Source organism: Flavobacterium sp. KACC 22761 (genome assembly GCF_034058155.1).
Classification (GTDB): Bacteria; Bacteroidota; Bacteroidia; order Flavobacteriales; family Flavobacteriaceae; genus Flavobacterium.
On the sequence record NZ_CP139148.1, the window covers coordinates 643,514 to 668,938 of the forward strand.

At 39.0% G+C, this 25,425-nt stretch carries 7 protein-coding genes; 1 reads left to right on the plus strand and 6 read right to left on the minus strand.

Translation table 11 applies throughout. The features are described 5' to 3' along the window. The first annotated feature begins 4 nt into the window (after positions 1-4). Positions 5-2,131, plus strand: coding sequence for an alpha-L-fucosidase (locus SCB73_RS02890; RefSeq protein ID WP_320568656.1), 2,127 nt, complete (start codon positions 5-7; stop codon positions 2,129-2,131). 270 nt (positions 2,132-2,401) lie between these two features. On the opposite strand, the gene SCB73_RS02895 is transcribed toward SCB73_RS02890, so the two are convergent. The 6 genes from SCB73_RS02895 to lacZ (SCB73_RS02920) form a co-directional block, all read right to left on the minus strand. After that, positions 2,402-4,645: a GH92 family glycosyl hydrolase gene (locus SCB73_RS02895; protein ID WP_320568657.1), complete on the minus strand. Its 2,244-nt coding sequence runs from the start codon at positions 4,643-4,645 to the stop codon at positions 2,402-2,404. A gap of 1 nt (position 4,646) precedes the next feature. Continuing rightward, on the minus strand, positions 4,647-6,131 hold the full coding sequence (locus SCB73_RS02900; protein ID WP_320568658.1) for an alpha-L-fucosidase: 1,485 nt from the start codon (positions 6,129-6,131) through the stop codon (positions 4,647-4,649). A gap of 19 nt (positions 6,132-6,150) precedes the next feature. Further along, positions 6,151-8,472 carry a glycoside hydrolase family 20 protein gene (locus SCB73_RS02905; RefSeq protein WP_320568659.1) on the minus strand — a complete coding sequence of 774 codons (2,322 nt, stop codon included), beginning with the start codon at positions 8,470-8,472 and terminating at the stop codon, positions 6,151-6,153. A gap of 5 nt (positions 8,473-8,477) precedes the next feature. Beyond that, on the minus strand, positions 8,478-11,624 hold the full coding sequence (gene lacZ, locus SCB73_RS02910) for a beta-galactosidase, LacZ type (RefSeq protein ID WP_320568660.1): 3,147 nt from the start codon (positions 11,622-11,624) through the stop codon (positions 8,478-8,480). A gap of 165 nt (positions 11,625-11,789) precedes the next feature. Beyond that, entirely contained in the window at positions 11,790-12,869 is a 1,080-nt protein-coding gene (locus SCB73_RS02915) for a putative glycoside hydrolase (protein WP_320568661.1), read from the minus strand. A 9,208-nt stretch (positions 12,870-22,077) separates the two neighbouring features. Further along, positions 22,078-25,278 (minus strand): beta-galactosidase, LacZ type, encoded by a 3,201-nt coding sequence (lacZ, locus tag SCB73_RS02920; protein ID WP_320568662.1) that lies wholly within the window; start codon positions 25,276-25,278, stop codon positions 22,078-22,080. Positions 25,279-25,425 lie beyond the last annotated feature (147 nt).

Here is a 25,425-nt window from a genome sequence, read left to right on the forward strand (position 1 = left end):
AAAAATGGAAAAACAGTTATTAACGCTTTTTGGTTGTTTTGCTTTTGTATCGATGACGGCTCAAAAGGTAAGCGCTCCCGCTCCTTATGGAGCTTTGCCGACCGAAGCACATTTGCAGTGGCAGGAATTAGAACAATATGTTTTGGTTCATTTTACGCCAACCACTTTTCAAAATAAAGAATGGGGTTACGGAGATGCCGACCCTAAAATCTTCAATCCCTCGAAATTTGATGCGAATCAAATTGTGAATGCAGCCAAAGCAGGTGGTTTCAAAGGCGTAATCCTGGTAGCCAAACACCATGACGGATTCTGTTTATGGCCTACAAAAACTACAGATTATAATATCAGTAAAAGCCCTTTTCGAAATGGCAAAGGCGATATGGTTAAAGAGTTTCAAGTTGCTGCAAATAGTGCTGGAATGAAATTTGGCCTTTATTGCTCGCCTTGGGACCGAAACAATGAGTATTATGGAACGCCAGAATATGTAACAAAATTCCGTGAACAATTAACCGAATTGTATTCGAATTATGGAAAATTATTCATCACTTGGTTTGATGGAGCCAATGGTGGAGACGGGTATTATGGAGGAAAAAGAGAAAAACGAAATATTGATCGCACAACCTACTACGGCTGGGACACTACCTGGGGAATTTCAAAAAAACTACAACCGGGTGCTGTGATTTTTGCCGACAATGGCGATGTACGCTGGGTAGGAAATGAACAAGGTTTTGCAGCTGAAACGTCTTGGGCAACCTTTACACCAGAACCAAATGCAGGAAAATTAGTTGCTGCTCCGGGCGAAACCAATTCCGATAAAGCTCCAGAAGGAACGCGAAACGGAAAATTCTGGAAGCCCGCTGAATGTGATGTTCCGCTAAGAAATGGCTGGTTTTATCACACTACCGATGACAATCATGTAAAATCGGTTTCTGAGTTATTTGAGATTTATTTGAAATCTGTTGGAAGAGGCGCTTGTCTGGATTTGGGAATTTCACCTACTACAGAAGGTTTATTGCATCCAAATGACGTTAAGGCATTGAAAGATTTTGGAGATTTTCTAAGAAAATTGTTTGCCGATAATCTTGCCCAATCAGCTGTGATCAAAGCTTCGGAAATTAGAGGTGAAAATGAAATATTCTTCGGAATCAAAAATCTTACCGACAATGATCGTTACACGTATTGGGCAACCAATGACGAAGTAAAAAAAGCATGGCTAACTTTAGAATGGAGCAAAGAACAAACTTTTAATATCATCCGTCTAAGAGAAAACATCAAACTAGGCCAACGTATTGAAAAAGTCGAATTTGATGCTTTCTTTAATGGAAAATGGAAAAAAGTCGGAGAAGCAACTAGTATTGGCGCAAATCGTTTGGTTCGTTTACCGAATTACATTTCAACTTCAAAATTGAGAATTCGTATTGAAGAATCTCCAGTTTGTATCACTTTAAGCGACATTGGGGTCTTTAGAGAACCGGAACAATTGGCACTTCCAAAAATTAAAAGAGACAAAGACGGAAACGTTTCTATAACCACAGACACTCCTGTACATCAAATTCATTACACAATTGATGGAACTGAGCCTACGCTGCAATCTCCATTGTACGATAGTGCATTTTCATTTTTATCATCCGGCGATATCAAAGCCAAATCTTTTGGAACAGATTTGAAATCAGGCGAAACAGCAATTCAATCCTTCAATGTCTGCAAAAAAGACTGGAAAATAGTTAGCGTTACTTTTGAAAATGAGCAAAAGGAAAAAGCAGCAAATGCTATTGATGATAATGCCACAACTTTCTGGAGTACAACGGAAAATACATCCTTAACACCTTTCCCACAATCCATTGGAATAGATATGGGACAAGAAATGGAAATTTCATCTTTATCGTATTTGCCTCGTCAGAATGGTACAGGCGGTATTGTAAAAAATTACCAGTGGGTAGTAAGTACGGATGGCACAAGCTGGAAAACAGTTGCTGAGGGCGAATTTTCGAATATCAAAAGCAATCCTGTCGAGCAGATTATTACTTTAAAAACTTCGGCGAAAGCGAGATTTATTAAATTTATTGGCAAGAGCAGTGAAGATGGAAATTATATTTCAGTTGCTGAATTGGGAGTAAAAACCGTGAAATAAATATTCCTTTTAAGCTATAAAAAAGAGATTGTCTCAATTCAAGCTTCAGCGAAGCGAAATATTTATAGCAAAGGAATATTGCTTACAACGTAAAGCTCCGGAGGAGCGACATATTTAAGACTGTAGAAAAAATATGTCGCTCCTCCGGAGCTTTTTTCATTTGTCTCATTGTATTCTACAAATATTTCACCCCACTGGGGTTTATACTAAATTTCATCAATATTCCATCCAACAAAAAAAGCGTCTGAAATTAATCAGACGCTTTTTTCTTTATTCCTGAATCACTCTTAATGTTGTTCCGTTTACAAAATCATCATGCGACATAAAGAAACTGTTCAAACTTTTTCCATTTAACTGAATTTCCTTAATTTTTCCATCTTCATTCATTTCGCGCTCAATTACAATCTTTTCTCGCTTGTAATATTTTGGATCCAACTGAATCGTTATTTTATCAAACATAGGCGTTGTAATGGTATAAATTGGATCTCCAGGCGTTATCGGATAAAATCCCATCATTGAATAGACCAGCCAAGCCGACATTGTTCCTGTATCATCATTTCCTGGAAGTCCATTTGGTAAATTTTTAAAATGTTCTCTCACTAATTTCCGCACCAGTTCTTGGCTCTTATATTCCTCTCCTTTTATGTAATTAAACAAATAGGGATAAGCAATGTCTGGCTCGTTTGCCATATCAAATTGTTTGGTATCAAAAACTTTTTGCAATTGTTCAGAAAAAGGTTTGTCACCGCCCATTAATTTAATATATCCCCTAATATCATGTTGCACCATAAAGGCATATTGCCAAGCATTGCCCTCAACAAAGCCAACATTTGCCTGAAAATTGGCACCTGCCTCAGGATCAAAAGGTTCATACCATTTTCCGTTAGCTAATCTTGGTCGAAGCAATTTCAAATCTTTGTCAAATAATTTTTGGTACGATAATGAACGTTTTGCAAAACGCTTATAATCTTCTTTTTCACCTAAAGCTTTTGCTAAAAGTGAAATTGCATAATCTGACATATTATATTCTTGTGTTGTAGAAACTGGACCTGAATAATTAGTTGACAAATATCCTTTTTCCAAATATTCCTTAAGTCCAGGACGCAACGGATTATTTTCAACTTGATCTGCACCTTTTAACATGGCATAGTAAGCCTTATAAATGTCAAAATCCTGAATTCCTTTTAAGCAAGCATCAACTATAACAATACTTGCCGGATCTCCTACCATGGTAAATGTTTCTGTCGAATTCAATTCCCATTTTGGCAACCAGCCGTTTTCATCATACATTTCCAGCATGCTTTTTATCATATCCGATTGTTGCTTGGGATAAACCAAAGACATTAATGGATGCATGTTTCTGTAGGTATCCCATAAAGAAAACACTGTATAACGTGTTCCTTCCGTTTTACCAATCTCACTTCTTTTTATTTCTGGATATTGACCATTACTATCGTTTAAAATATTCGGATGAATTAAAGTATGATATAATGCGGTGTAAAAAATAACTTTGTCTTGATAGGAACCTCCTTCGACCAAAATTTTTGAAAGCTCCTTGTTCCACTCCTCGTAAGTTTCTTTGTAAATAGAATCAAATGACTTATTTCCAGTTTCTTTTTCTAAATTTTCGCGCGCATTTTCGATACTTACATACGAAACTCCAATTTTAACCTCAACGGTTTCTTTTTTATCAAACTGATAAGAAAAATACGTTCCAATACTGTCTCCAACAACCGTTTTGATGGTGTTTTTCATTATTCGAGTTTTGCCGTTGTAACCCATCCATTGTGCTTCTACGCCCTCATATTTTCGTGTTTTTTTCCAAACGCCGTAATTATTAGCAGGTTTTGAAAATTTTGCTACAAAATATACCGGATAAGCATCTTCAGGACTGTTGTAGCAAAATGAGCCCACAGAACGCATTCCTTCAATTTCTGTTGAAGAAACCACTTTTATCATCGCGCCTTCTTCATTTGTTAATCCCAAACCGAGATTCAGCAAAATATTAGATTGCCCTTTAGGGAAAGTAAATTTGCTTACGCCTACCCTTTTTGATGCTGTAAATTCGCCTTTGACTTTATATTTGTCAATATCTACACCATAATAAGCTGTTTTGGCTACTTCATTGGAATAAGTTGATCCATATTTTAAATGATTAGTCTCTACAGCTCCAGTTGTTGGCATCAACAAAATCACACCCAAATCTGGACAGCCTACACCGCTCAAATTGACTTGGCTAAATCCTGTCAGAAATGTATTTTCATTTACATACGGATTAGACAGCCACTGACTATCTTTTTCCAAAGGTTTGTTTTTAGTCCCTGCAACGTTAAACGGACTTATACTGGCCATGCCACGTGGCGCAATAGGCCCTGGGAAAGTAGCTCCATAATTTGAAGTCCCAATTAATGGATTCACAAATTCTGCTGGTTGTTGCGCAGAAACTGTAATACCAAAAAGCAGTATGTTGATAAAACATACTGCTCGTAAAATTCGCTTTTTTCTTAATATCATATTATTTGTTAATCGCTTCAATTTTTAAAGTCCATGCTTCTTTTGAAGGAAGGTTCTTTCTGAGACTTTCCGGAATCACAACTTTAAAGCCCTTAGCTTCTTTAGTCCATTTTAAAGAAGTTTTTGAACCCAACATCGTAATTTTGGTTCCTTCTTTAGGACTAATAGATTTTACAGTCACTACTGAAGGAATTTTGTCCTCTCCATCTTTGGCCAAATAAAACAAAAATACATTTCCTGCTTTATTTTGCGTCATGCAAATATTTTCTTCCTTGTAAGGAGCAATTGGTTTTGTATCATAAATTGCTGTACTGTTTACATTCATCCAATCTGCATAAGCAGCCAACAAATCATAAGCCCCTTGTTGCCATTCGCCTTCTGGGCTTGGCGCAATATTCAGCAATAAATTACCGCCTTTTGCTACCACATCAATCAACATATGAATTCCTTGTCTTCCTGTCATGTATTTCGCGTCAGGAGTATATGACCAGCCACCGCCTGAGGTAATACAAGATTCCCAAGGATAAGGCAACGTTTTTTCAGGAACTCTGTTTTCAGGAGTTAAATAATTTTGATTTTTGCCATGAACAGCTCTATCAACAACAATCAACCCAGGCTGTTTCTGACGTGCTTTTACCACCAATTCATCCATTTTAGGATCCTGATCGACAACTCTATGTTTGATAAAGCCGTTTTTAGATTCGTTTTCTTCAAATTTCGATGCATAGTTTTCTTTGATGTTCTGCAAATCTCTCTTTTTTACCCAGCCACCATCTAGCCACAAAATATCTACTTTGCCATAATTGGTCAGAATCTCTAAAATTTGATTGTGTGTAAAATTAACATATTTCTGCCATTTTTCAGGATATAATGATGGATCATAATTAACATTTCTGTCAAAAGGTGGAAAATAAGGATCCCAATAGTTTTCATTATGCCAATCTGGTTTAGAAAAATAAGCGCCAGTCGAAATATTTTCGCTTCTAAAAGCATTAAAAACTTCTTTTAAAATATCCGCTTTCGGATTGGTGCTAAAAGGACAAGCTGCATCAGTTACTTTATAATCCGTGTATTTTGAATCGAACATTGTAAATCCGTCATGGTGTTTTGTGGTAAAGACCATGTATTTCATTCCGGCCGCTTTTGCTGCTTTTGCCCATTTCGTCGGATCGAATTTTGTTGGGTTGAATGTTTTTTTCAGTCCTTCGTATTCTTTTACATATTCAGTATAATTGTTCGGATTGCTTCCTTTTTTTCTTTCACACCAGCCGTAATCTTCAGGACAAATCGACCAAGATTCTACAATTCCCCATTGACTATAAGTTCCCCAGTGCATTAAAAGACCAAACTTTTTTCCTTGCCATTCTTCTAAATTTTTTAATACTGCAGGATCGGTTTCTGGTACATAACGTTCATCTTCATAAATTGCCTGCGAAAACAATTGCGCAGAAAAAAATAATGCTAAAATGAATATACTTTTTTTCATACTATATTTTATTATTTTTTTAATTCACTAAAATTTCATCTACAAACAGCCATGAGCTCTCGCCTCTTGGACTTTTTTTCAAATTCATTCCAATAATTTTTACATATCTGGCATTTTGTTGTTGAAAACTGATTTTAAAATCTTTCAATTCAGAAATTGGATTTGCTGCATAAGGACGCGAAACTTTTCCAACTTCTTTGTAATTAATGCCATCATTAGAGAGCAAAACTTTTATTTGTATTGGAAAAAATACGCCCGCACCTTGACTCTCTAATGTTCCAACTGTAACTTGTTGAATACTTTCTGCTTTTTCAAAATCGATTACCAATTCCATATCATTTACAAGCCAAGCCTGCCATTGTCCATCGTGGAAATTTTTAGAACCGCGAATCGTATTTACCATCGTAAAAGGTCCGTCTCCTGTATAATTTTTATTATATGGTGTTAAATAATTTACTTTATGCGCAACCGCTTTATGAAATACAATAGTATCTGTAAATGTTTTCCCAATTGGTTTATCATCTTGAAAAAGAGAAGCTTTTAAAACTGTAGTTTCTTTAAACTGAATTGGAGTCGTGTATTTTATTGCATTCTGACCAATATTATTATGGCCGAAAACATAGCGGATATCCGGATTTGGAAATTCATTTTTTAGTGTCACATTCACTTGTTTTTTCTCTAAATCGGCGCTTGAAGAAGCGGTAACCAAATAAGCACTTTTTGCATAATTTATTCCCAAATAATCATAACGTTTGAATAATGAAGTCAATCGCGTCGTAAAATCATTCCAATTGCGGTTTTCTTTTGTGCTCCATAAAACTTCCGAAAGCGCTGCCAATCTTGGGAAAATCATATACTCAGAATCTTTTGGTCCCGGAAGAAATTCAGCCCATAAATTTGCTTGTCCGCCCAAAACATGTTTTGCTTCTGTTGCCGACATAGTCGAAACAACCGGATCAAATTCGTAAACTTTATTCAAAGGATTATAAGCGTCAAAAGCTAATGGTTCTTCATTTTGAGGCCCTTGGTAAAAGTTAAAATAACATGGTGATTCTGGCGTCATGATCACATCATGCCCTTGTGCTGCAGCTTCAGTTCCACCTTTTGTTCCTCTCCAACTCATTACAGTTGCTTCTGGTGCAAGACCTCCTTCTAAAATTTCATCCCAACCAATCAGTTTTTTGCCTTTAGAATTGATGTATTTTTCCATTCTTTTTACAAAATAACTTTGCAGTTCATGAACATTTTTCAAGCCATGCTCTTTCATTCTTTTTTGGCAATTCGGACATTTTTCCCAATTGGTTTTTGTCGCTTCATCACCTCCAATGTGAATGTATTTTGAAGGGAAAATAGTAATTACCTCATCAATTACATTCTGAAGAAACTCAAATGTTGTTTCTTTCCCAGCACAATAAATATCTGTAATTGGCCATAAACCGCCTGACGGAACTCCGATTTTCTGATCAAAACAAGCCAATTCAGGATAAGCTGCAATAGCACTGCTTACGTGCGCCGGCATTTCAATTTCCGGAATTATCTCCACATTCTTTGTTGCAGCATATTTTACGATTTCTTTTAATTCTTCCTGCGTTAAAAAGCCACCATAAGTTCCTTTTTCATCTGGATTTGTAACCAATCTCGCATTCCATGCTAAATTTTCCTGATCAACTCTCCATGCGCCGACTTCGGTTAATTTTGGGTATTTTTTGATTTCAATTCTCCAGCCTTGATCATCCACTAAATGCAAATGCAAAACATTCATTTTATGCATTACCAAACGATCAATAGTCGCTAAAATATAATTTTTATCGAAGAAATGACGCGACAAATCCAACATCAAACCTCTGTATTGAAAACGAGGCTCATCTGTAATCGTCACATTCGGAATCTGCCATTTTGCTGATGTGATAGCATATTTGCTTTCGATAGCTGTTGGAAGCAATTGTCTAACAGTTTCTAAGCCATAGATGAATCCCGCATTTCCGTTTGCTGTAATCGTAATGCTATTGTTGTTTACCTCAAGTTTGTAAGCTTCTTTATGAAAAGCCGGATCGACTTTAAATTGAATGTAATTACTCTTTGGTGCTTTTGCTCCCAAAACAGGATGCCAGCCAGCTGCAGTTCCAAATTTGTTTATCAACGCATTTGAAATATCCTTTTGAAAATCGGTATTGGCAACAAAAACAGTATTTTTTGAAAACTCAAAAGATCCAGCCTGCAGCACCAACTGATTTGGTTTAGGCACAATCTGAATATCTTTTTCAGTAAAAACTTTCTGGCTATAACCCGAACTTAAAACCGCTAAGAAGATTAAGATGAATATTGATTTTAATTTTCTCATAATTATTATTTTAAAGATGGTGTTATTTTAAATTGATACTGATAATTTTTGTCTTGCAAAAGATATTGTTTCATCGGCCATGCTTGCCAGCTGTCAATACCTCCAACGCCCATTTGTTTATAATCGATTTTCAAGCTTGTTAAATCTCTTTCTTTCAATTCGGCCGCGTGTCTTTGATCTTTTTCTAAACCATCATCCAAATCTTCGTTTAGATAATGAAGCGCTGTAATCGATAATAAAATATCTGATGTAACAGTCAATTTTAATTGATCTCCTGATAATTCCAAAAATCTAATATCGGTTTTATTTCCCGTTTCCTGTGGACGAATGTATGGATAATATTGCTCAGAAACCGTTTGATTGTAAAGCCCAACTTGCGAACTGTAATTTCTGTCGATATAATTTTCGTGCGGACCTTTTCCGTAATACGTCATCGCATTGAAATCTTTCGGAACAATTATTTCCATTCCAAATCTTGGCAAAAGTGGCTGTTCTTTAGTTTTGTCAATATTTAATTCCTCTTTAACGCTTAATTCTCCGTTGCTGTTCAGCTCGTAATTGAGTTCTAAAGTAGAAGAAACCTGAGGCAAATTATATGTCGCTTTTACTAAAATCTTATTGTCTTTTGTTGCAGAAAATATCCAATTTACTAAAGTTGGATTTTCCGTCGCTTCTTTCCAAGCTACTAGATTTTTCTGGAAATTTGCTCCGAAATCATTATCATTTGGTGCTCTCCATAAATTTGGACGCAATTGATATCGCTCTTTGATAATTGGCAAATTGTGGAAAGAATATCCATTTATGAAACCTGTTTTTTTGTCGAAAGCAATTTCGGCATTTTCACTTTTAAAAACAGTACTATTTGCTTTTTTATCAATAATAATTTTTCCTTCGCCAGCAATTTTAATATCGTTTTTCCATTCGCCTTTATAGGCCAATTGCTCCGTTGCGATTTCGAAGCCTTTCGGCAAAAGAGGTTCAGCATCTTTTAATGTATAACTAATATTTACAAATGCTTCCTGAAACTTTTTGTCTTCCAATTTGATTGGCAAAGCATAGGTTTTAGATTGATTTGGAAGAATATCTAAATTATCGATATGGCCCGTTGCTTCAGTTTTTCCGTCTAAAATCAATTTCCATTGCAGTTTTACATTGCTTAAATCTTTAAATGAAAATTCATTATAAACTTTGATTGTCGCTGTTTCTTTATTTTCCCATGAAGTCAAAATATTTTGCAACACATTTCGCATTTCAAGCGCATGCGGATTGGGTTTTCTATCTACGGTAAATACACCATTGTTTACAAAGTTGTTGTCGCTTTTGACATCTTTTGGTCCGAAATCTCCTCCATACGCCAAAACTGTAATTCCGTTTGGCAATTTTTTATAAACCGATTGATCGATCATATCCCAAATAAAACCTCCCTGAAAGTTTGGATATTTTCGGATTACGTCCCAATAATCTTTGAAATTTCCCATTGAATTTCCCATTGCATGCGCATATTCGCACTGAATGTAAGGTCTTGATGGATTTGGATTTGCCAGAATATACTCTTCCATTTTATCCGGAGAACTGTACATCGGATCAATAATATCTGAATCCCATTCAAATTTCAACCCTTTTCCGTCCCAAGCTCCCGCGGTTGCTCTTTCGTATTGAATTGGTCTTGATTTGTCACGGTTTTTAATCCACAAATAACCACGATAAAAATTGTAGCCGTTTCCAGCTTCGTTACCCATACTCCAAATAATAATCGAAGTATGATTTTTATCTCTTTCGACCATACGTTGCATACGCTGTATATGCGCCAGTTCCCAATCTGGTTTATTGCCTAACGTTTTAGTAATATCATAACCCATTCCGTGCGATTCTATATTAGCTTCATCGACAACATAAATTCCGTATTTATCGCATAATTCGTAGAAATATTCATCGTTTGGATAATGCGACATTCGCACTGCGTTGATATTAAATTCTTTCATCAATTTAATATCCTGCTCCATTCGTTCTCTTGAAATCGTTTGTCCAGTTACAGGATCCGTTTCATGACGATTTACTCCTTTTATGTAAATCGCTTTTCCGTTTACTAAAAGTTGACCGTTTTTGATCTCGACTTTTCTAAATCCAATATTGTGATTGATTACTTCAATCAGATTGCCTTTTTTATCTTTAAGAAGAAAACTAACCTGATATAAATTAGGAATTTCAGCACTCCATTTTTTCGGGTTATTTACTACGAAATCAAAATTAAGTTTTTTTGAATCGCTCGAAAGAATTGCTTTTTTTGAGTCGACAACTTGACCGTTATCTTTCAGCTGTACTTCGAAATTATAACTTTCTTTTTTGTCTAAATCGGAGAAATCAGTTGTGATTTTTAAAGTTCCGTTGACGTAGTTTGCATCTAAATCCGGAATGATTTCAAAATCATTTAAGTGTGCTTTATTTCTGGCAACCAAATAAGAATCTCTTGTGATTCCGCTCATACGCCACATATCCTGACATTCCAAGTAAGAACCGTCATTCCATTTCATGACTTTTAGAACGATTGAGTTTTTACCCGTTTTTACATATTTGTTCAACTTAAATTCCGAAGGCAGTTTTCCGTCTTCGCCATAACCAACATAAACGCCATTTACCCAAACCGTAAGATTTGATTTTGCAGTTCCAATATGAAGAAAAATATCTTTTCCTTCCCAAGATTTATCAATTGTGATTTCTTTTCTGTAAACTCCAGTCGGATTGTATTTTGTTGGAACAAATGGCGGATTTGGCGCCATTAAATAATCAAAATCATAGGTGGTGTTTACATAAACCGGAAAACCATATCCGTTTACATCCCAGCTTGCAGGAATTTTAAAATTATCCCAAGAATTGTCATTAAAATCTGTTTTTTCAAAATCCTTTGGAAGATCATTTGGGCTGTCAACATATTTAAATTTCCAATCACCATTGATATCAATGTAATTTTTAGATTCTCTCCAATTGTTTTTATTTGCTAAAGCTTCATTTTCAAATACAAAATAGGAAGCATGCATAGGTTCACGATTCTCTTCGTTGATTTTTTCATTCTGCCAAAACGGAACTTTTTCCTGAGCATTTATCGTTAAAACTGAAGAAAATAATAGGGATAATATGGATATTGTTTTTTTCATTCTTTGTTTTTATTCTCTACTGCTTTCGGCACAAAAAACATAATTTTTAAAATTAAGCAAAAGCTTTAAACGATGTTTCTTTTAAGCCAAATAAACAGTCACGGTATTAATTTGCAAAGAAAAAACCGCATTAAAGCAATACGGTTTTTCTTTTGCATCTGCATATTACTTCAGACTTGCTTTTGTTTCTTTTATAGTTTTGAAATTACTTTCAGACAGAGCATTTCCATCAAAAAAGGAAACCCCAATCGCACCATTTTCTTTGGCTAGTAAAATGGCTTCTTTTAATTCTTTGTCATTCTTTACTCCCGGAACATAAATTCCTGTATTGATTTTTGTTTTTTTATCTTTTAGATCGGCAACACCTTGTTTTGTCGCGTAACCAACCCAATCAATTTCTTCATCATAAAAGCTGTGGTAAATCATTGGATATACTTCGTCGATATCCCATTTATCCCAACGCTGACGAACCATGTGATCAGCCATTTCTGGATAAGGAAAAACCGCAGCTGTTAATTGTTTATTGTGTTTGTGCGCAATTGCATAAGCATCATTAACTACAGCTTGAATGGCATTTAATCTAAAGTTTTTCCACTCCATATCGATTGAAGTATTGTGGCTTTGTTTTGGGTTTTTATGATGTATTTTTTCAAATGCTTTTATGCATTCATCGCAATAGCAAAAATCAAATTGTGGCAATTCTACATCTTGAACCAAATTGTATTTTGGCAACAAACTAATCGGCAAAAAGATATCTGGGAAACGAATATAATCTAAATGAACACTTTCGATTCCGTCCACTTTTGCCAGCTCTTCAACCAAATGCAAGACGTGTTCTCTAGATTCTTTTCTTGTTGGACACAGCCATTGATAGTAATCAACATACGGACGATTGTCAAAACATGATTTTCCTTCTTTGCTTACCTGATACCAGTCTGGATGTTGTAAGGCAATCGAATCGCCTGGCCTGTTCATGGCCATAATCCAGGCATGTACTTTTAAACCTTCTTTTGTAGCCAGAGGAACTAATCTTTTTAAAAGTTTTGGATCTGTAGCAGTATTGATCAAAACCTCATCGATGCCGCCGTCTTTGTATTTTTTAAATTCTTTTGTATAATCAGCATCCGATTTTTTAGCATCGGCGGTTGTCCAGACAGCAAATTTAAAAGTGGTTGGTTCTTCTTTTTTAGCACATGAAAAAATACTAAAGGCTAATAAAAAAAGTAATAGTTTTGGTAGTTTCATAGGTGGTTTATTTTGAGATTATTTTGCCGTCCTGCCTTATAATATAAATTTGGTTTGAAAAAGGACTTTTTACTGAAATATTATATCCCGAAGAATGGTTTTCTACCGTTCGTAATAGGGGTGTGGACGGCTACGTAATTGTTCTTTCGTAGATCTGTGATTGTATGGTGAATTGGGGGGAGGGAGTGTGGGGTGGGGGGGTGGGGGGGTGGGGGAGGGGGTGGGGGTTGGGGGGTTGGTGGGGGTGGGGGTGTGGGGGGTGTGTAGAGGGTAGGTAGTAGGGTGGGGGGGGTGAGTTTGATGAGGTTTTTGTTTTTGTGAAGAGGGGGGGGGGATATGATGGGGGGAGACAGAGAGGATATATGATGTTTGGGAATGGTGGGTAGGGGGAATGAAGATTTGGGGGGTTTTGAAGAGGAATGGTGTAGGGAGGGTATTATTTTGTGTATGAGAAACATGGGGGCATGGGTTGTGGGTGGTGTGGGTTGGGGGGGGTTGTAGATTGGGGTGGGATTGTTGTGGTGTGGGTGGTGGGTGGGGATTGTTGAGGTGGGTTGTGTGTGGTGGGTAGTGTGGTTTTGGTGATTTGGGTGAGTGTGGTTATGTAGTGAGATGTTGTTGGTGGTGTTTGAGTGTGGGATGGGAGTTGTTGAGGGTGTGGTGGGTGGTTGGGTGGGGGTGGTGGGGTAGGTTGTGTTGGGTGTGTGGGTTGGGGTTTGTGGTGGGAGGGTGGGGGTGTGGGTTTTTTGAGTTGTGGGGTGATTGTTGGAGTTGGGGTTGTGTGGTGGGTGATTGTGAGGTGTTGTGTTTGGAGTTTGATGGGTGTTGTTGGGGTGAGGAGGGGGATTTGGTGTTTATGGTGTGGGATGTTGGGGGATGTTGTGGTGTTGTTGGAGTGGGTGGAGTTTATGGGGGTGGGGGGGATGTGGGGGGTGGGGTTGGGGGATTGTGAGGTTTGTTGTATGGGTGGTGGTGGGGATGGGGTGAAGGGTGAGGGTTGATTGGTGGTGTTGGTATGGTTGGGTGGGTGTATGTGGGTGTGATTTTGGGATGGGGTGGAGTTTTAAGTGGTAGGTTTTGTTTGAGTGTGGTGGTGATGGGGTTTGTGGGGTGTGGTTGGGAGTGGGTGTGTGAGGGGTGGGGAGTGTTGGGTTGGTGGGGAGGTGTGGGGGGAGTGTTTGTGAATTGGGAGGAGTGGTTTGTGTTGGGGTGGGGGGGGTGTGTGTTTGGTGGAGTTTTTATTATGTGGGTTGGGGGAGTGGGTGGGTTGGGGTGGTTGTTTGTTGGTGGGGGTGGTGGTAGGGGTGTGTTGGTTTGGGGGTGTGATGGTGGTGTTGTTTTGATGGGGTTGTGTATTGTGTTTTGGTGTTGTGAGGGATGGGTGTTGGGTGGAAGGGTGAGAATTATGGTTGTGAGGATGGGAGTGGAGGTAGAGTTGTTATTATTATTTGGTATTGGTTTATATATAGGATGGTGTGTATGGATTGAATTTGGAGGTAGGGTTGGGGGTGGGGTTGGGGATGGGGGTGATGGTAGGATTGGGGGATAGGTGGGATGTGTTGAGTTAGTTTGAGGGTGTTGTTGGGTGTGAATGTGATTTGGTTTTGTTGGTTTATTAGTGGTGGTGATATTTAGGGTAGTGTGGTTGGTGGGATTTGGGGGGTGAGGGGGATGTGTAGGTTTTTGTTTGTAAGGTGGTGGGGGAATAAATTATAGGGGGGAGTATGGATTGGAGGTTTTTGGGTGAGTTGTGGATTGGTATTTGGTTGTTGGTGTTTTTTGTGTGATTGTTTGGAGTGAGATGGTGTGTGGTGGGAGGATTGGTGGGAGGTGTTGAGTTTTTTATTGGGATTTGGTTTAATTGGAGGTTAATTTTATGTTAGAGTGAGTTGGGTGTTGTGTAGGTGAAATGGTATTTGAATTGGTAGGTGAGGGGGGTTTGTGGGTTTTAGATGTTTTAATTTGTGGAATAATTTGGTTTTTGAGGGGGTGGTTTAATTGGGAGTGTGGGATTTTGGGTTGTTAAGATGGGGGGAATTGGGTTTATGAGAGTGTAATGATGGGGTGTTGTTATGGGGGTGGGGGGTGGTGAAGTGTGTGTAGTATTGGTGGTATTGTTTTGTTTGAGGTTTATAGATGTGGGGGGGGGGTATTTTAATGTATTTTAAGTATGAGTGTAGTTTGAGTGTGGAAGTAGTTTGAGATGTTTTGATTGGTTATTGATTGTTGAATTGTGTAGTATTGAGGGGGGTTTGATTGGAAGGATGAGTGTTTTAGAGTGGGGGGTTTTGGGGGAAGTGTTGTTTGGAGTTGATTGGGGATGTGTTTGGATTATGGAGTGGTTTTTGGTAGGTGTAGTTTTTTTGTGAAGTTGTTTGGAGGAAAGTTGTATTGGGGGGGGAGAATTGGAGGATGATTATGATAGTTAATGTTTTTGTGTGTGTGGGGGAGGAGTTTGTTTGTTTGTAGGGGTATTGAAAATTGTTTTTGTTTTGTTAGGTGAGGGGGTATTATTTTATTGTGAGTTTTTTGTTTAAGATTTTGATTGATATGTGAGGTAGTTTGTTAATTGAGGTGGGTGTAGTGTTTTGGGGGTTTAAGGGTGTTTTTAATGGAGGAGGTGTGTTGTTGTGATGGTTTTTGAATGGTGGATTTAATTTTGGGTGTGTGTTGGATGTAGATTTTGTGTAGATTTGTTTAATAAGTGGTTTAGTAATTTTAGTGGTAGGGGGGTGTGGAAGGGTGTGGGGGGATGGAGTTTTTTGTTGTTAATTAATAGGTGTTTGGTGAGGAGGGTATTAAGGAAGTGGAGTTTTTTTGGGTGGAGGTTGTGGTATTTTGTTGGGTTTTTTGTATTGTAGGAGGATGTAGTTGTGGGGTGGGATTGTAGGAGATGTAATTTTATGGTGTTTTTGTGTGAAGAGGAGTATTTTGTTGGTGTGTGTGGTTTTGGTAATAAGGTGGTGGGAATGGTATGAATGAGTGGAGTGGTGAAGTGTATTATGAATGTAGGGTTGATGGTTTATTTGTTGTTTTGTATGGGGGGTATATGAGGAAGTTGGGGTTGTAGTGAATGGAGGGTAATTATTGTTTTTTGATGTGTTATAGTATGGATGGGGGGGGTTGTGAGTGATTTTGGGTAGGTAGTTATGTGGGTATGGGTGTGTGTGTAGGGGAAATGTGTGAGGGGGAAGTTGTGGTGGGGGGAATTTGTATTGTGGGGTATGTGGTGGGTTTGGGAATATTGGGGTTGTGGGGTAGTGGGAGTGGTTGGATTTTTATGGTTGTTTTTTTTATATGTAATTTTATTAAATTTAAATTGAATCATTTATGGATTGCGGTGTTGGGTGGTGGGAATTTTAGGGTGTCTGGTTTGGATTGATGATTGAGGTGTGGTTGTTGTGGAGGATGTGATTGTGAGATAATTAACATTTTTATTTGGTAATGAGGAGGGGGGAGGTGACTGTTTAGGGGAGGTGATATGTGGGGAGGATGAGGGGTGTTTTGGGGGTTTAAGTAGTTGGGGTGTGAATAGGTGGGTAATTCTGAGGGTGTGGTGTTGTATGGGTGGGGGGGGTGAGGAGTATTTTATTGGGTGGAAAGTTGATGTTTTTGTATTTTATTATTTTTGATTGTATGTTGGTGGGGGGAGAGTGAGTTTGTATGGTAATTGATGTTGTATTGTTGAATGTGGTAGTGAATATGTTTTGGGGGGGAGTGGGGGGGGTGGAACTTGGGGGGGGGTGGGTTAGGAGAGGGAGGTTTGTGTTGGGGTATTTTAAGTGTTTTTTTTTATTTTGAATTGAAGGTTGTGTTGAGGATGGGGTGGATTTTGGTTTTTAAGTTGTGGGAGGGTTTGGGGAGGTGGGGAGGGGGATTTGTGGCGTAAGGGGGTAGGGGGGGGGTGTGGGAGGTTTCTTTGTTTATGAGGGGGGTTTAGGGGGGGAGGTGGGTATTTTGGTGGGGGGGGGGAAGGGGTATGATGTGTTGTTGTTTTAATTGTTGGGTATTTTTATTGTGTAATGTGGTGAAAGTGGTGGGGAGGATGGTGGTTAGGTGTTTGGGAGATGTTTTTTGGGAAGGGGGGGATGTTGGTATTATTTGAGATTAGGGTTGTGTTGAGGGTTAAGTGGATGAGTGAAGTGGGGGGTGGGGGGGGGGTTTTGGTTAGGGTGATTTGTTTTTATTGGTGGTGTTTGATGTTTTGGTATGGTGTTTGATTGGTGTGTGGGTTGGGGTGTTTTGTGTGGGTATGAAATTTGGTTAGTAATTGGTGGGTGGTTTATTTTATGTGGGGTTGGTATTGGAGGTGTTGGGTTTTTGGAAGGATTGAGGGGTGTGTTTAGGTGTGGGGTGAAGGGGTGGTTTATAATAAGTGGTGGTGGTGTGTGGGTTTGGAGAATTTGAAGAATGGGGGAATTATTTTGTATTGAAGTAGGGTGGGTATTTTTGTTTGATATTGGGTGTTTGAGGGTGTTGGTTTTGTGTGTGGGGGATGATGTTGGGTTAGATTTTGATTTGAGGTAGTGGGGGGGGTTTGGGAGGGTGGGGGGGTGGATTGTAGTTTTAGGAAGGATGGTTGGGTTGGTGGTTATTTGTGGTTTTTTAGGGTATTTAGATTGAGGAGTTTTGGATGTTTGGGTTGGTAGTGGAGTGTAGGTTGGATTGTGGGAGGTGGTGAGGTTGATATTGGTGTGGATGTTGGTGGGGGGGAATGTATTGGTTTGATATTATGTTTGGTGGGGGGTGTTTGGGATGGAAGTGGGGTGTGGATTTAGTAGGATTATGGTTAGTGGTTTTGATATTAGGTGGAGGATAGTGGGTGTATTTTTTGTTTGGTGTTGGGAGTTGTGATGAGGTTTGTGTTAGGATTGGGGGAGGTATATTTTTTTGATTGGAGGTGAGTGAGTGGATTTTTTAGGTTGGGTTGGTGGGAGGTGTTTGTTAAATTTTTTGGGGGTGTGAGGTTTTGGAAGTTTGTGTGATGGGTTGGGGGTTAGTTGAGTTTTGTTATTTTGATTGATGTTTGTGTTGTTGATTGATATTGTTGGGTGGTGTTTTGGAGTGTGATTTTTAGTATTGATGGTTGTGGTTAGTTTTGGAGTGGGTATAGTTTTGGAGTTGTTTGATTTGGAAGGATATAGGTTAGGGTTTAGGTAATTGTAGAGGTAGTGTGATGTTGATGTGATGGTATGTATGGTTTGGTGGTGTGGGGTGTGTGTGATGAGTGAGGATGGGGAGTAGGAATGTATGTTTTTGAGGGTATAGGGGTAGTGGATAGGGGGAGTTTTTATGATTGTTGTTTGTTGGGAATGGTTGTTTAGTGATTGTGTGAATGATTTTGAGGAGGTTGGGGAGTGGTTGGGATTTTAGTTGTTGGTTTTGTGTTTGTGATATTAGATTGAGTATGGTTGTGTTTGTGTTTTTTAGTGTGGTGAGATTGTGTGGTTGTTGGGGTTTAGTGAGAGGGGTTATAGGGATGGTTTGGGGGAGGTTTTGGATGGGTGGTATTTAAGTTGTTTGATTTGTTTGATTGGGGTTTGGGGGGGGTGTTTTAGGGTTGGGGGTTTGAGGTTTTGTTTGGATAGAGATTTTGTGTTTGTTTTTTGGGTATTATTTGTGGGTAGGGGGTGAATGAAGGTATTGTTGGGTTGTTTTTTTGAGGGTTGTGTGTGGAGGTAAGATTGTGGTGTATTATAGGAGGTAGTAAGGTATTTATTGATATTGGTTGTAATTGTTTAGTAGGGGGGGATGTTTGTGGGGGAAGATTTTAATAATGTTGGGATTTGGTGGGTGGGGGTTGGGTGTTGGTTGTGTTGAATTGTTTTTAGGGGTTGTATTTGGGGATGGTTTTAGGGGTTGAGGGTGGTGGGTGTTTGTGATGGAGTTATTATTTGGTTGGTTTGAGGTTGAGAGGGGTTAGGGGGGAGAGGAGGATGGAGAAATTGATAGGGTGGAGTTTGATTTGGGGGGAATGGTTGGGGTTGGTATGGGGTTATGTGTTTGAGGTATTGAGTTGGGGGTTGGTGGGGTGGTTTTGGGGGTTGGATTGGTTTTTAGGTTGGGGTTTGGTTGGGTGTGTTTTGGTATGAAGTTGGTGTTGGGGGGTGTTGAGGTTTTGGTTGGTTGTTGTGTGGGGGGTAATTGGTTTGGGGTGTGTTTTTGGGATGTTGATGGGGTTTGTGGTGTGGGTGTTGTTTTTGGGGTGGGGGGTTTGGGGGGGGGTTTGGTTAGGTTATTGGGAAGGGTTTTGGGGGTTAGTGTGTTTTGGGGAGGGAGTGGGTTTTTGGTGGTGGGTGTTTTTTATTGTGTGTATGGGGGGGTTTTGGTTTGTGAAGTTTGTGGAGGGGATTATGTTTTTTGGGGTTGTTTGGTGGTGTGGGGGATTATATTGGGGGAATTGGTGATTGGTGATGTGATTGAGGATTTGGTGGTTATATTTGTTTGGTGGGTGATTTGGTGATGTGTTTTGAGTGGTGGGGGTTTTGGGGTTTTGTTAGGGTGGTGTGGGGTGTGGGTTTTTTGTTTTTTGTTGTGGGTTTTTGGTATGTGTTGGGGATGATTGGGGGGTGTGGGTTTGTTGGTTTGGTTATGTTAGTTTGGTGGTTGGGTTTGGTTGTGGTATTTTAGTTTGTTATATGGGGGTTTGGGGTTGTTGTTGGGGTAAGTTTTGGTTGGATGTGTGTGGGTAGGTTTTGTTGATTTTGGGGTGAGGGTTTGGTTTATGGGTAGATTTGGGTGGTTATTGATTTAGGGTAGTGATTGTGGTATGTATGGAGGATATGTTTTAGGGTTTGTTTTGAGGTGTGTGGGGGGGTTGGTGATGTTGATTGGTTTTGGGTGGGTATGATTGGGGGTTGGTGAGTGGTTGGAGGATGTGAGTTTTGGTGGTGGGGGGGTGTTTTTGTGATTGGTTATATGGGGTTTTGTTTGTTGTGGTTATTTAGGGTTGAGGTGTGTTTTTTGGAGGTGGGGTGTGGATTGGTTGGTGGTTTATGTGAGGGGATTGTATTTTTGGTGTGGTTGGGTGTTGTTTATGAGGTTTGTTTGTGTGGGGTTTTGGTTTTTGATTGTGTTGTTGGAGGTGAGGGTTGGAGGGTGTGTTTGGGGGATGGTTTTTTGTGGTTGGGGGTGTTAATTTGATGGGAGGATGGGGTGATGGTGGTGATTTTTGTAGGGGGTGGGGATTGTAGTGGGGATATTGTGTGGGATTTGGAGGGGGTTTATTTGGGTTGATTGAGGATGAAGGGGGATTGTGATTTTGATATTTTGTTGGTATGGATTGGTTTGATGAAGGGGGATGTTTGGTGAGGTATTAGGTGGTTTATTATGTGGTGATGGTATGATAGTTTGAGGGTGGTGAGTGGTGTTTAGTGTGTATTGGGAGGATTATGATTGGTTTATTTGTGAGTGTATGATGTTTTGATGTGGAAGTTGGGGTAGTGGTATGTGTAGGGATGTATTGGGGGTGGGTGGGTGGGGGAGGTATGGGTGGAGTATGTTTGTTGTGTGGGTGGATTGTGGTGAGGGGGTTATGTTTGGGTTGGGGGGGTGTGGGATGTGGTGTGTGATTGAGTGGGGTTTGTTTTTGTAATTTTGTTGAGGTTTGGAGTGGGTGTGGGGGTTGTTGGGTATGGTGGGTGTGGGGTATTTGATTTGGTTTTGTGAGGTGTGGGGGGTTTGGGGTGGTGTTTGTTTGAGGTGTTGTGAGTTATTGTTGGGTGGTTGGAGTTTGGTTTGTAGAGTGTGGGTGTGGGATGGGTGTGATGGTTGGGTAGTGGGGATGTTGTTATTGTGGATGGTGAGGTTGAAGGGTGGGGTGAATTGGTATTGTGGGTGGGAGTTTGTTAATTATGTGTGTGGAGTTTGAGTTGGGTGTTGTAGTGGGGAGAGTATTTGTATGGATATGGGTGTGGTTGAGTATTGTTGATTGGGGGGGGTTTTGGGTTGGGGGATTAATTGGTTGTTTTTATGAGGTTGTGTTTGGGATGGTAGGATTTGGTGAGGGTTTTGGGAGGGTTTGTGTATGATTGGAGTTGATTTTTAGTGGGGGGGGGGTTATGAGGAGGGGGGAGTGAGAGAGATTAATTATTATTTTAGGTGGGTGTTTTGTGTGTGGTGATAGTATAGTAGTGGGAATTAATATGGGTGGGGGAAGGGTTGGTGAAGGTGGGGGTATGGAGGGGTATTTGTAGGGGAGGGATGGTATGGGGATTAGTAGAGTGAAGTAGGGGGGGCAGGAGGGGATTGGAGGGGTATGGGGGAAATTGGGGGGGGGGGGGGGGGGGAGGAGGATGATAAGAATTGGTTGGGGGTGGGGGGGGGGTAATTTGTGGTATGGTAAGATGATGGTATGGAGGTGTTTAGATGTGGGGGGGGGAGGAAATATTAGTTGTTTGGGGGTATGTTGTTGAATTTGTTTGAGAATGGTGTTGAGAAGGGGGGGGTGATTTTATTGAATTGGATTGTTAGGATTGTGATAGGAGGAGAAGAAGGGGGTGGATAGGATTGGTGATGAATTAGGGAGGGGGGATGATGTGGGTAGTGGGAGGGGTTGGAGGTAGGTGGTTTTGAATTATGTGGAGGTGGGGGTGGGGGTTTAATTGAGAGTGGATTGGAGTTTGGGGGAGTGATTAGATTGGAAGTAGGAGGGTTGGGGGGTGGGGGGGTGGATTGAGAATGGTGATGATAGTTGGATTTGGATTTTATGGATTGGGTGATGGTAATTTAGTGTTGTGAGGTTTTGGGTGTGGGGGTGAGTTGGTTTGGAGAGTTTTGAATTATGTTTAGGAGGGTGGGGTTTTGGTGGTGAGGTTGTGATATGGAGTTGGATGGGGGGGGTGGGTTGGTGATTGTGGGGTGTGTAGGGTGGTTTGATTGGGAGTTGATGGGGGAGTTGAATGTGTGTTGAAATTGGGGGGTGGGGTTGAGTTTGTAGTGGGGTGGGGTGAAGGATTGGGGGTTATGGTGTGTTTTAGGTGAGGTAGGGTTTTGGGTTGGTTGGTTTATGGGGGAGGGGGGAGAAATTTATTGTGAATAATGAGAAGGGAATTTGGGTGGGTGATTAGATTGGTTTGTGAAGGGGTTTTGATGGTGGGATTATTTTTATGGTGGGGGGTTTTAGATTTTGTGAATAAGGATGATAATTGTGGGGTGGGGGGTGTGATATTGAGTTGTGAGGGGGATGTTTTTAGGAGGGATGTTCGAATTATGGGTTAAGAGGAGTTGTGGTTTTGTTTGTGGGTGTGTGGTTGGGGTAGATGTTGGTGGTGGGGTTTGTGGGGTGGGTTGTTTGGGTGTAGGTTTTGTCTTGCAAAAGATATTGTTTCATCGGCCATGCTTGCCAGCTGTCAATACCTCCAACGCCCATTTGTTTATAATCGATTTTCAAGCTTGTTAAATCTCTTTCTTTCAATTCGGCCGCGTGTCTTTGATCTTTTTCTAAACCATCATCCAAATCTTCGTTTAGATAATGAAGCGCTGTAATCGATAATAAAATATCTGATGTAACAGTCAATTTTAATTGATCTCCTGATAATTCCAAAAATCTAATATCGGTTTTATTTCCCGTTTCCTGTGGACGAATGTATGGATAATATTGCTCAGAAACCGTTTGATTGTAAAGCCCAACTTGCGAACTGTAATTTCTGTCGATATAATTTTCGTGCGGACCTTTTCCGTAATACGTCATCGCATTGAAATCTTTCGGAACAATTATTTCCATTCCAAATCTTGGCAAAAGTGGCTGTTCTTTAGTTTTGTCAATATTTAATTCCTCTTTAACGCTTAATTCTCCGTTGCTGTTCAGCTCGTAATTGAGTTCTAAAGTAGAAGAAACCTGAGGCAAATTATATGTCGCTTTTACTAAAATCTTATTGTCTTTTGTTGCAGAAAATATCCAATTTACTAAAGTTGGATTTTCCGTCGCTTCTTTCCAAGCTACTAGATTTTTCTGGAAATTTGCTCCGAAATCATTATCATTTGGTGCTCTCCATAAATTTGGACGCAATTGATATCGCTCTTTGATAATTGGCAAATTGTGGAAAGAATATCCATTTATGAAACCTGTTTTTTTGTCGAAAGCAATTTCGGCATTTTCACTTTTAAAAACAGTACTATTTGCTTTTTTATCAATAATAATTTTTCCTTCGCCAGCAATTTTAATATCGTTTTTCCATTCGCCTTTATAGGCCAATTGCTCCGTTGCGATTTCGAAGCCTTTCGGCAAAAGAGGTTCAGCATCTTTTAATGTATAACTAATATTTACAAATGCTTCCTGAAACTTTTTGTCTTCCAATTTGATTGGCAAAGCATAGGTTTTAGATTGATTTGGAAGAATATCTAAATTATCGATATGGCCCGTTGCTTCAGTTTTTCCGTCTAAAATCAATTTCCATTGCAGTTTTACATTGCTTAAATCTTTAAATGAAAATTCATTATAAACTTTGATTGTCGCTGTTTCTTTATTTTCCCATGAAGTCAAAATATTTTGCAACACATTTCGCATTTCAAGCGCATGCGGATTGGGTTTTCTATCTACGGTAAATACACCATTGTTTACAAAGTTGTTGTCGCTTTTGACATCTTTTGGTCCGAAATCTCCTCCATACGCCAAAACTGTAATTCCGTTTGGCAATTTTTTATAAACCGATTGATCGATCATATCCCAAATAAAACCTCCCTGAAAGTTTGGATATTTTCGGATTACGTCCCAATAATCTTTGAAATTTCCCATTGAATTTCCCATTGCATGCGCATATTCGCACTGAATGTAAGGTCTTGATGGATTTGGATTTGCCAGAATATACTCTTCCATTTTATCCGGAGAACTGTACATCGGATCAATAATATCTGAATCCCATTCAAATTTCAACCCTTTTCCGTCCCAAGCTCCCGCGGTTGCTCTTTCGTATTGAATTGGTCTTGATTTGTCACGGTTTTTAATCCACAAATAACCACGATAAAAATTGTAGCCGTTTCCAGCTTCGTTACCCATACTCCAAATAATAATCGAAGTATGATTTTTATCTCTTTCGACCATACGTTGCATACGCTGTATATGCGCCAGTTCCCAATCTGGTTTATTGCCTAACGTTTTAGTAATATCATAACCCATTCCGTGCGATTCTATATTAGCTTCATCGACAACATAAATTCCGTATTTATCGCATAATTCGTAGAAATATTCATCGTTTGGATAATGCGACATTCGCACTGCGTTGATATTAAATTCTTTCATCAATTTAATATCCTGCTCCATTCGTTCTCTTGAAATCGTTTGTCCAGTTACAGGATCCGTTTCATGACGATTTACTCCTTTTATGTAAATCGCTTTTCCGTTTACTAAAAGTTGACCGTTTTTGATCTCGACTTTTCTAAATCCAATATTGTGATTGATTACTTCAATCAGATTGCCTTTTTTATCTTTAAGAAGAAAACTAACCTGATATAAATTAGGAATTTCAGCACTCCATTTTTTCGGGTTATTTACTACGAAATCAAAATTAAGTTTTTTTGAATCGCTCGAAAGAATTGCTTTTTTTGAGTCGACAACTTGACCGTTATCTTTCAGCTGTACTTCGAAATTATAACTTTCTTTTTTGTCTAAATCGGAGAAATCAGTTGTGATTTTTAAAGTTCCGTTGACGTAGTTTGCATCTAAATCCGGAATGATTTCAAAATCATTTAAGTGTGCTTTATTTCTGGCAACCAAATAAGAATCTCTTGTGATTCCGCTCATACGCCACATATCCTGACATTCCAAGTAAGAACCGTCATTCCATTTCATGACTTTTAGAACGATTGAGTTTTTACCCGTTTTTACATATTTGTTCAACTTAAATTCCGAAGGCAGTTTTCCGTCTTCGCCATAACCAACATAAACGCCATTTACCCAAACCGTAAGATTTGATTTTGCAGTTCCAATATGAAGAAAAATATCTTTTCCTTCCCAAGATTTATCAATTGTGATTTCTTTTCTGTAAACTCCAGTCGGATTGTATTTTGTTGGAACAAATGGCGGATTTGGCGCCATTAAATAATCAAAATCATAGGTGGTGTTTACATAAACCGGAAAACCATATCCGTTTACATCCCAGCTTGCAGGAATTTTAAAATTATCCCAAGAATTGTCATTAAAATCTGTTTTTTCAAAATCCTTTGGAAGATCATTTGGGCTGTCAACATATTTAAATTTCCAATCACCATTGATATCAATGTAATTTTTAGATTCTCTCCAATTGTTTTTATTTGCTAAAGCTTCATTTTCAAATACAAAATAGGAAGCATGCATAGGTTCACGATTCTCTTCGTTGATTTTTTCATTCTGCCAAAACGGAACTTTTTCCTGAGCATTTATCGTTAAAACTGAAGAAAATAATAGGGATAATATGGATATTGTTTTTTTCATTCTTTGTTTTTATTCTCTACTGCTTTCGGCACAAAAAACATAATTTTTAAAATTAAGCAAAAGCTTTAAACGATGTTTCTTTTAAGCCAAATAAACAGTCACGGTATTAATTTGCAAAGAAAAAACCGCATTAAAGCAATACGGTTT

Excerpts from the sequence above, each read along its gene's own strand:
- SCB73_RS02890 (WP_320568656.1), top strand. The coding sequence starts at position 5 with ATGGAAAAACAGTTATTAACGCTTTTTGGTTGTTTTGCTTTTGTATCG.
- SCB73_RS02895 (WP_320568657.1), bottom strand. The coding sequence starts at position 4,645 with ATGATATTAAGAAAAAAGCGAATTTTACGAGCAGTATGTTTTATCAAC.
- SCB73_RS02900 (WP_320568658.1), bottom strand. The coding sequence starts at position 6,131 with ATGAAAAAAAGTATATTCATTTTAGCATTATTTTTTTCTGCGCAATTG.
- SCB73_RS02905 (WP_320568659.1), bottom strand. The coding sequence starts at position 8,472 with ATGAGAAAATTAAAATCAATATTCATCTTAATCTTCTTAGCGGTTTTA.
- lacZ (WP_320568660.1), bottom strand. The coding sequence starts at position 11,624 with ATGAAAAAAACAATATCCATATTATCCCTATTATTTTCTTCAGTTTTA.
- SCB73_RS02915 (WP_320568661.1), bottom strand. The coding sequence starts at position 12,869 with ATGAAACTACCAAAACTATTACTTTTTTTATTAGCCTTTAGTATTTTT.
- lacZ (WP_320568662.1), bottom strand. The coding sequence starts at position 25,278 with ATGAAAAAAACAATATCCATATTATCCCTATTATTTTCTTCAGTTTTA.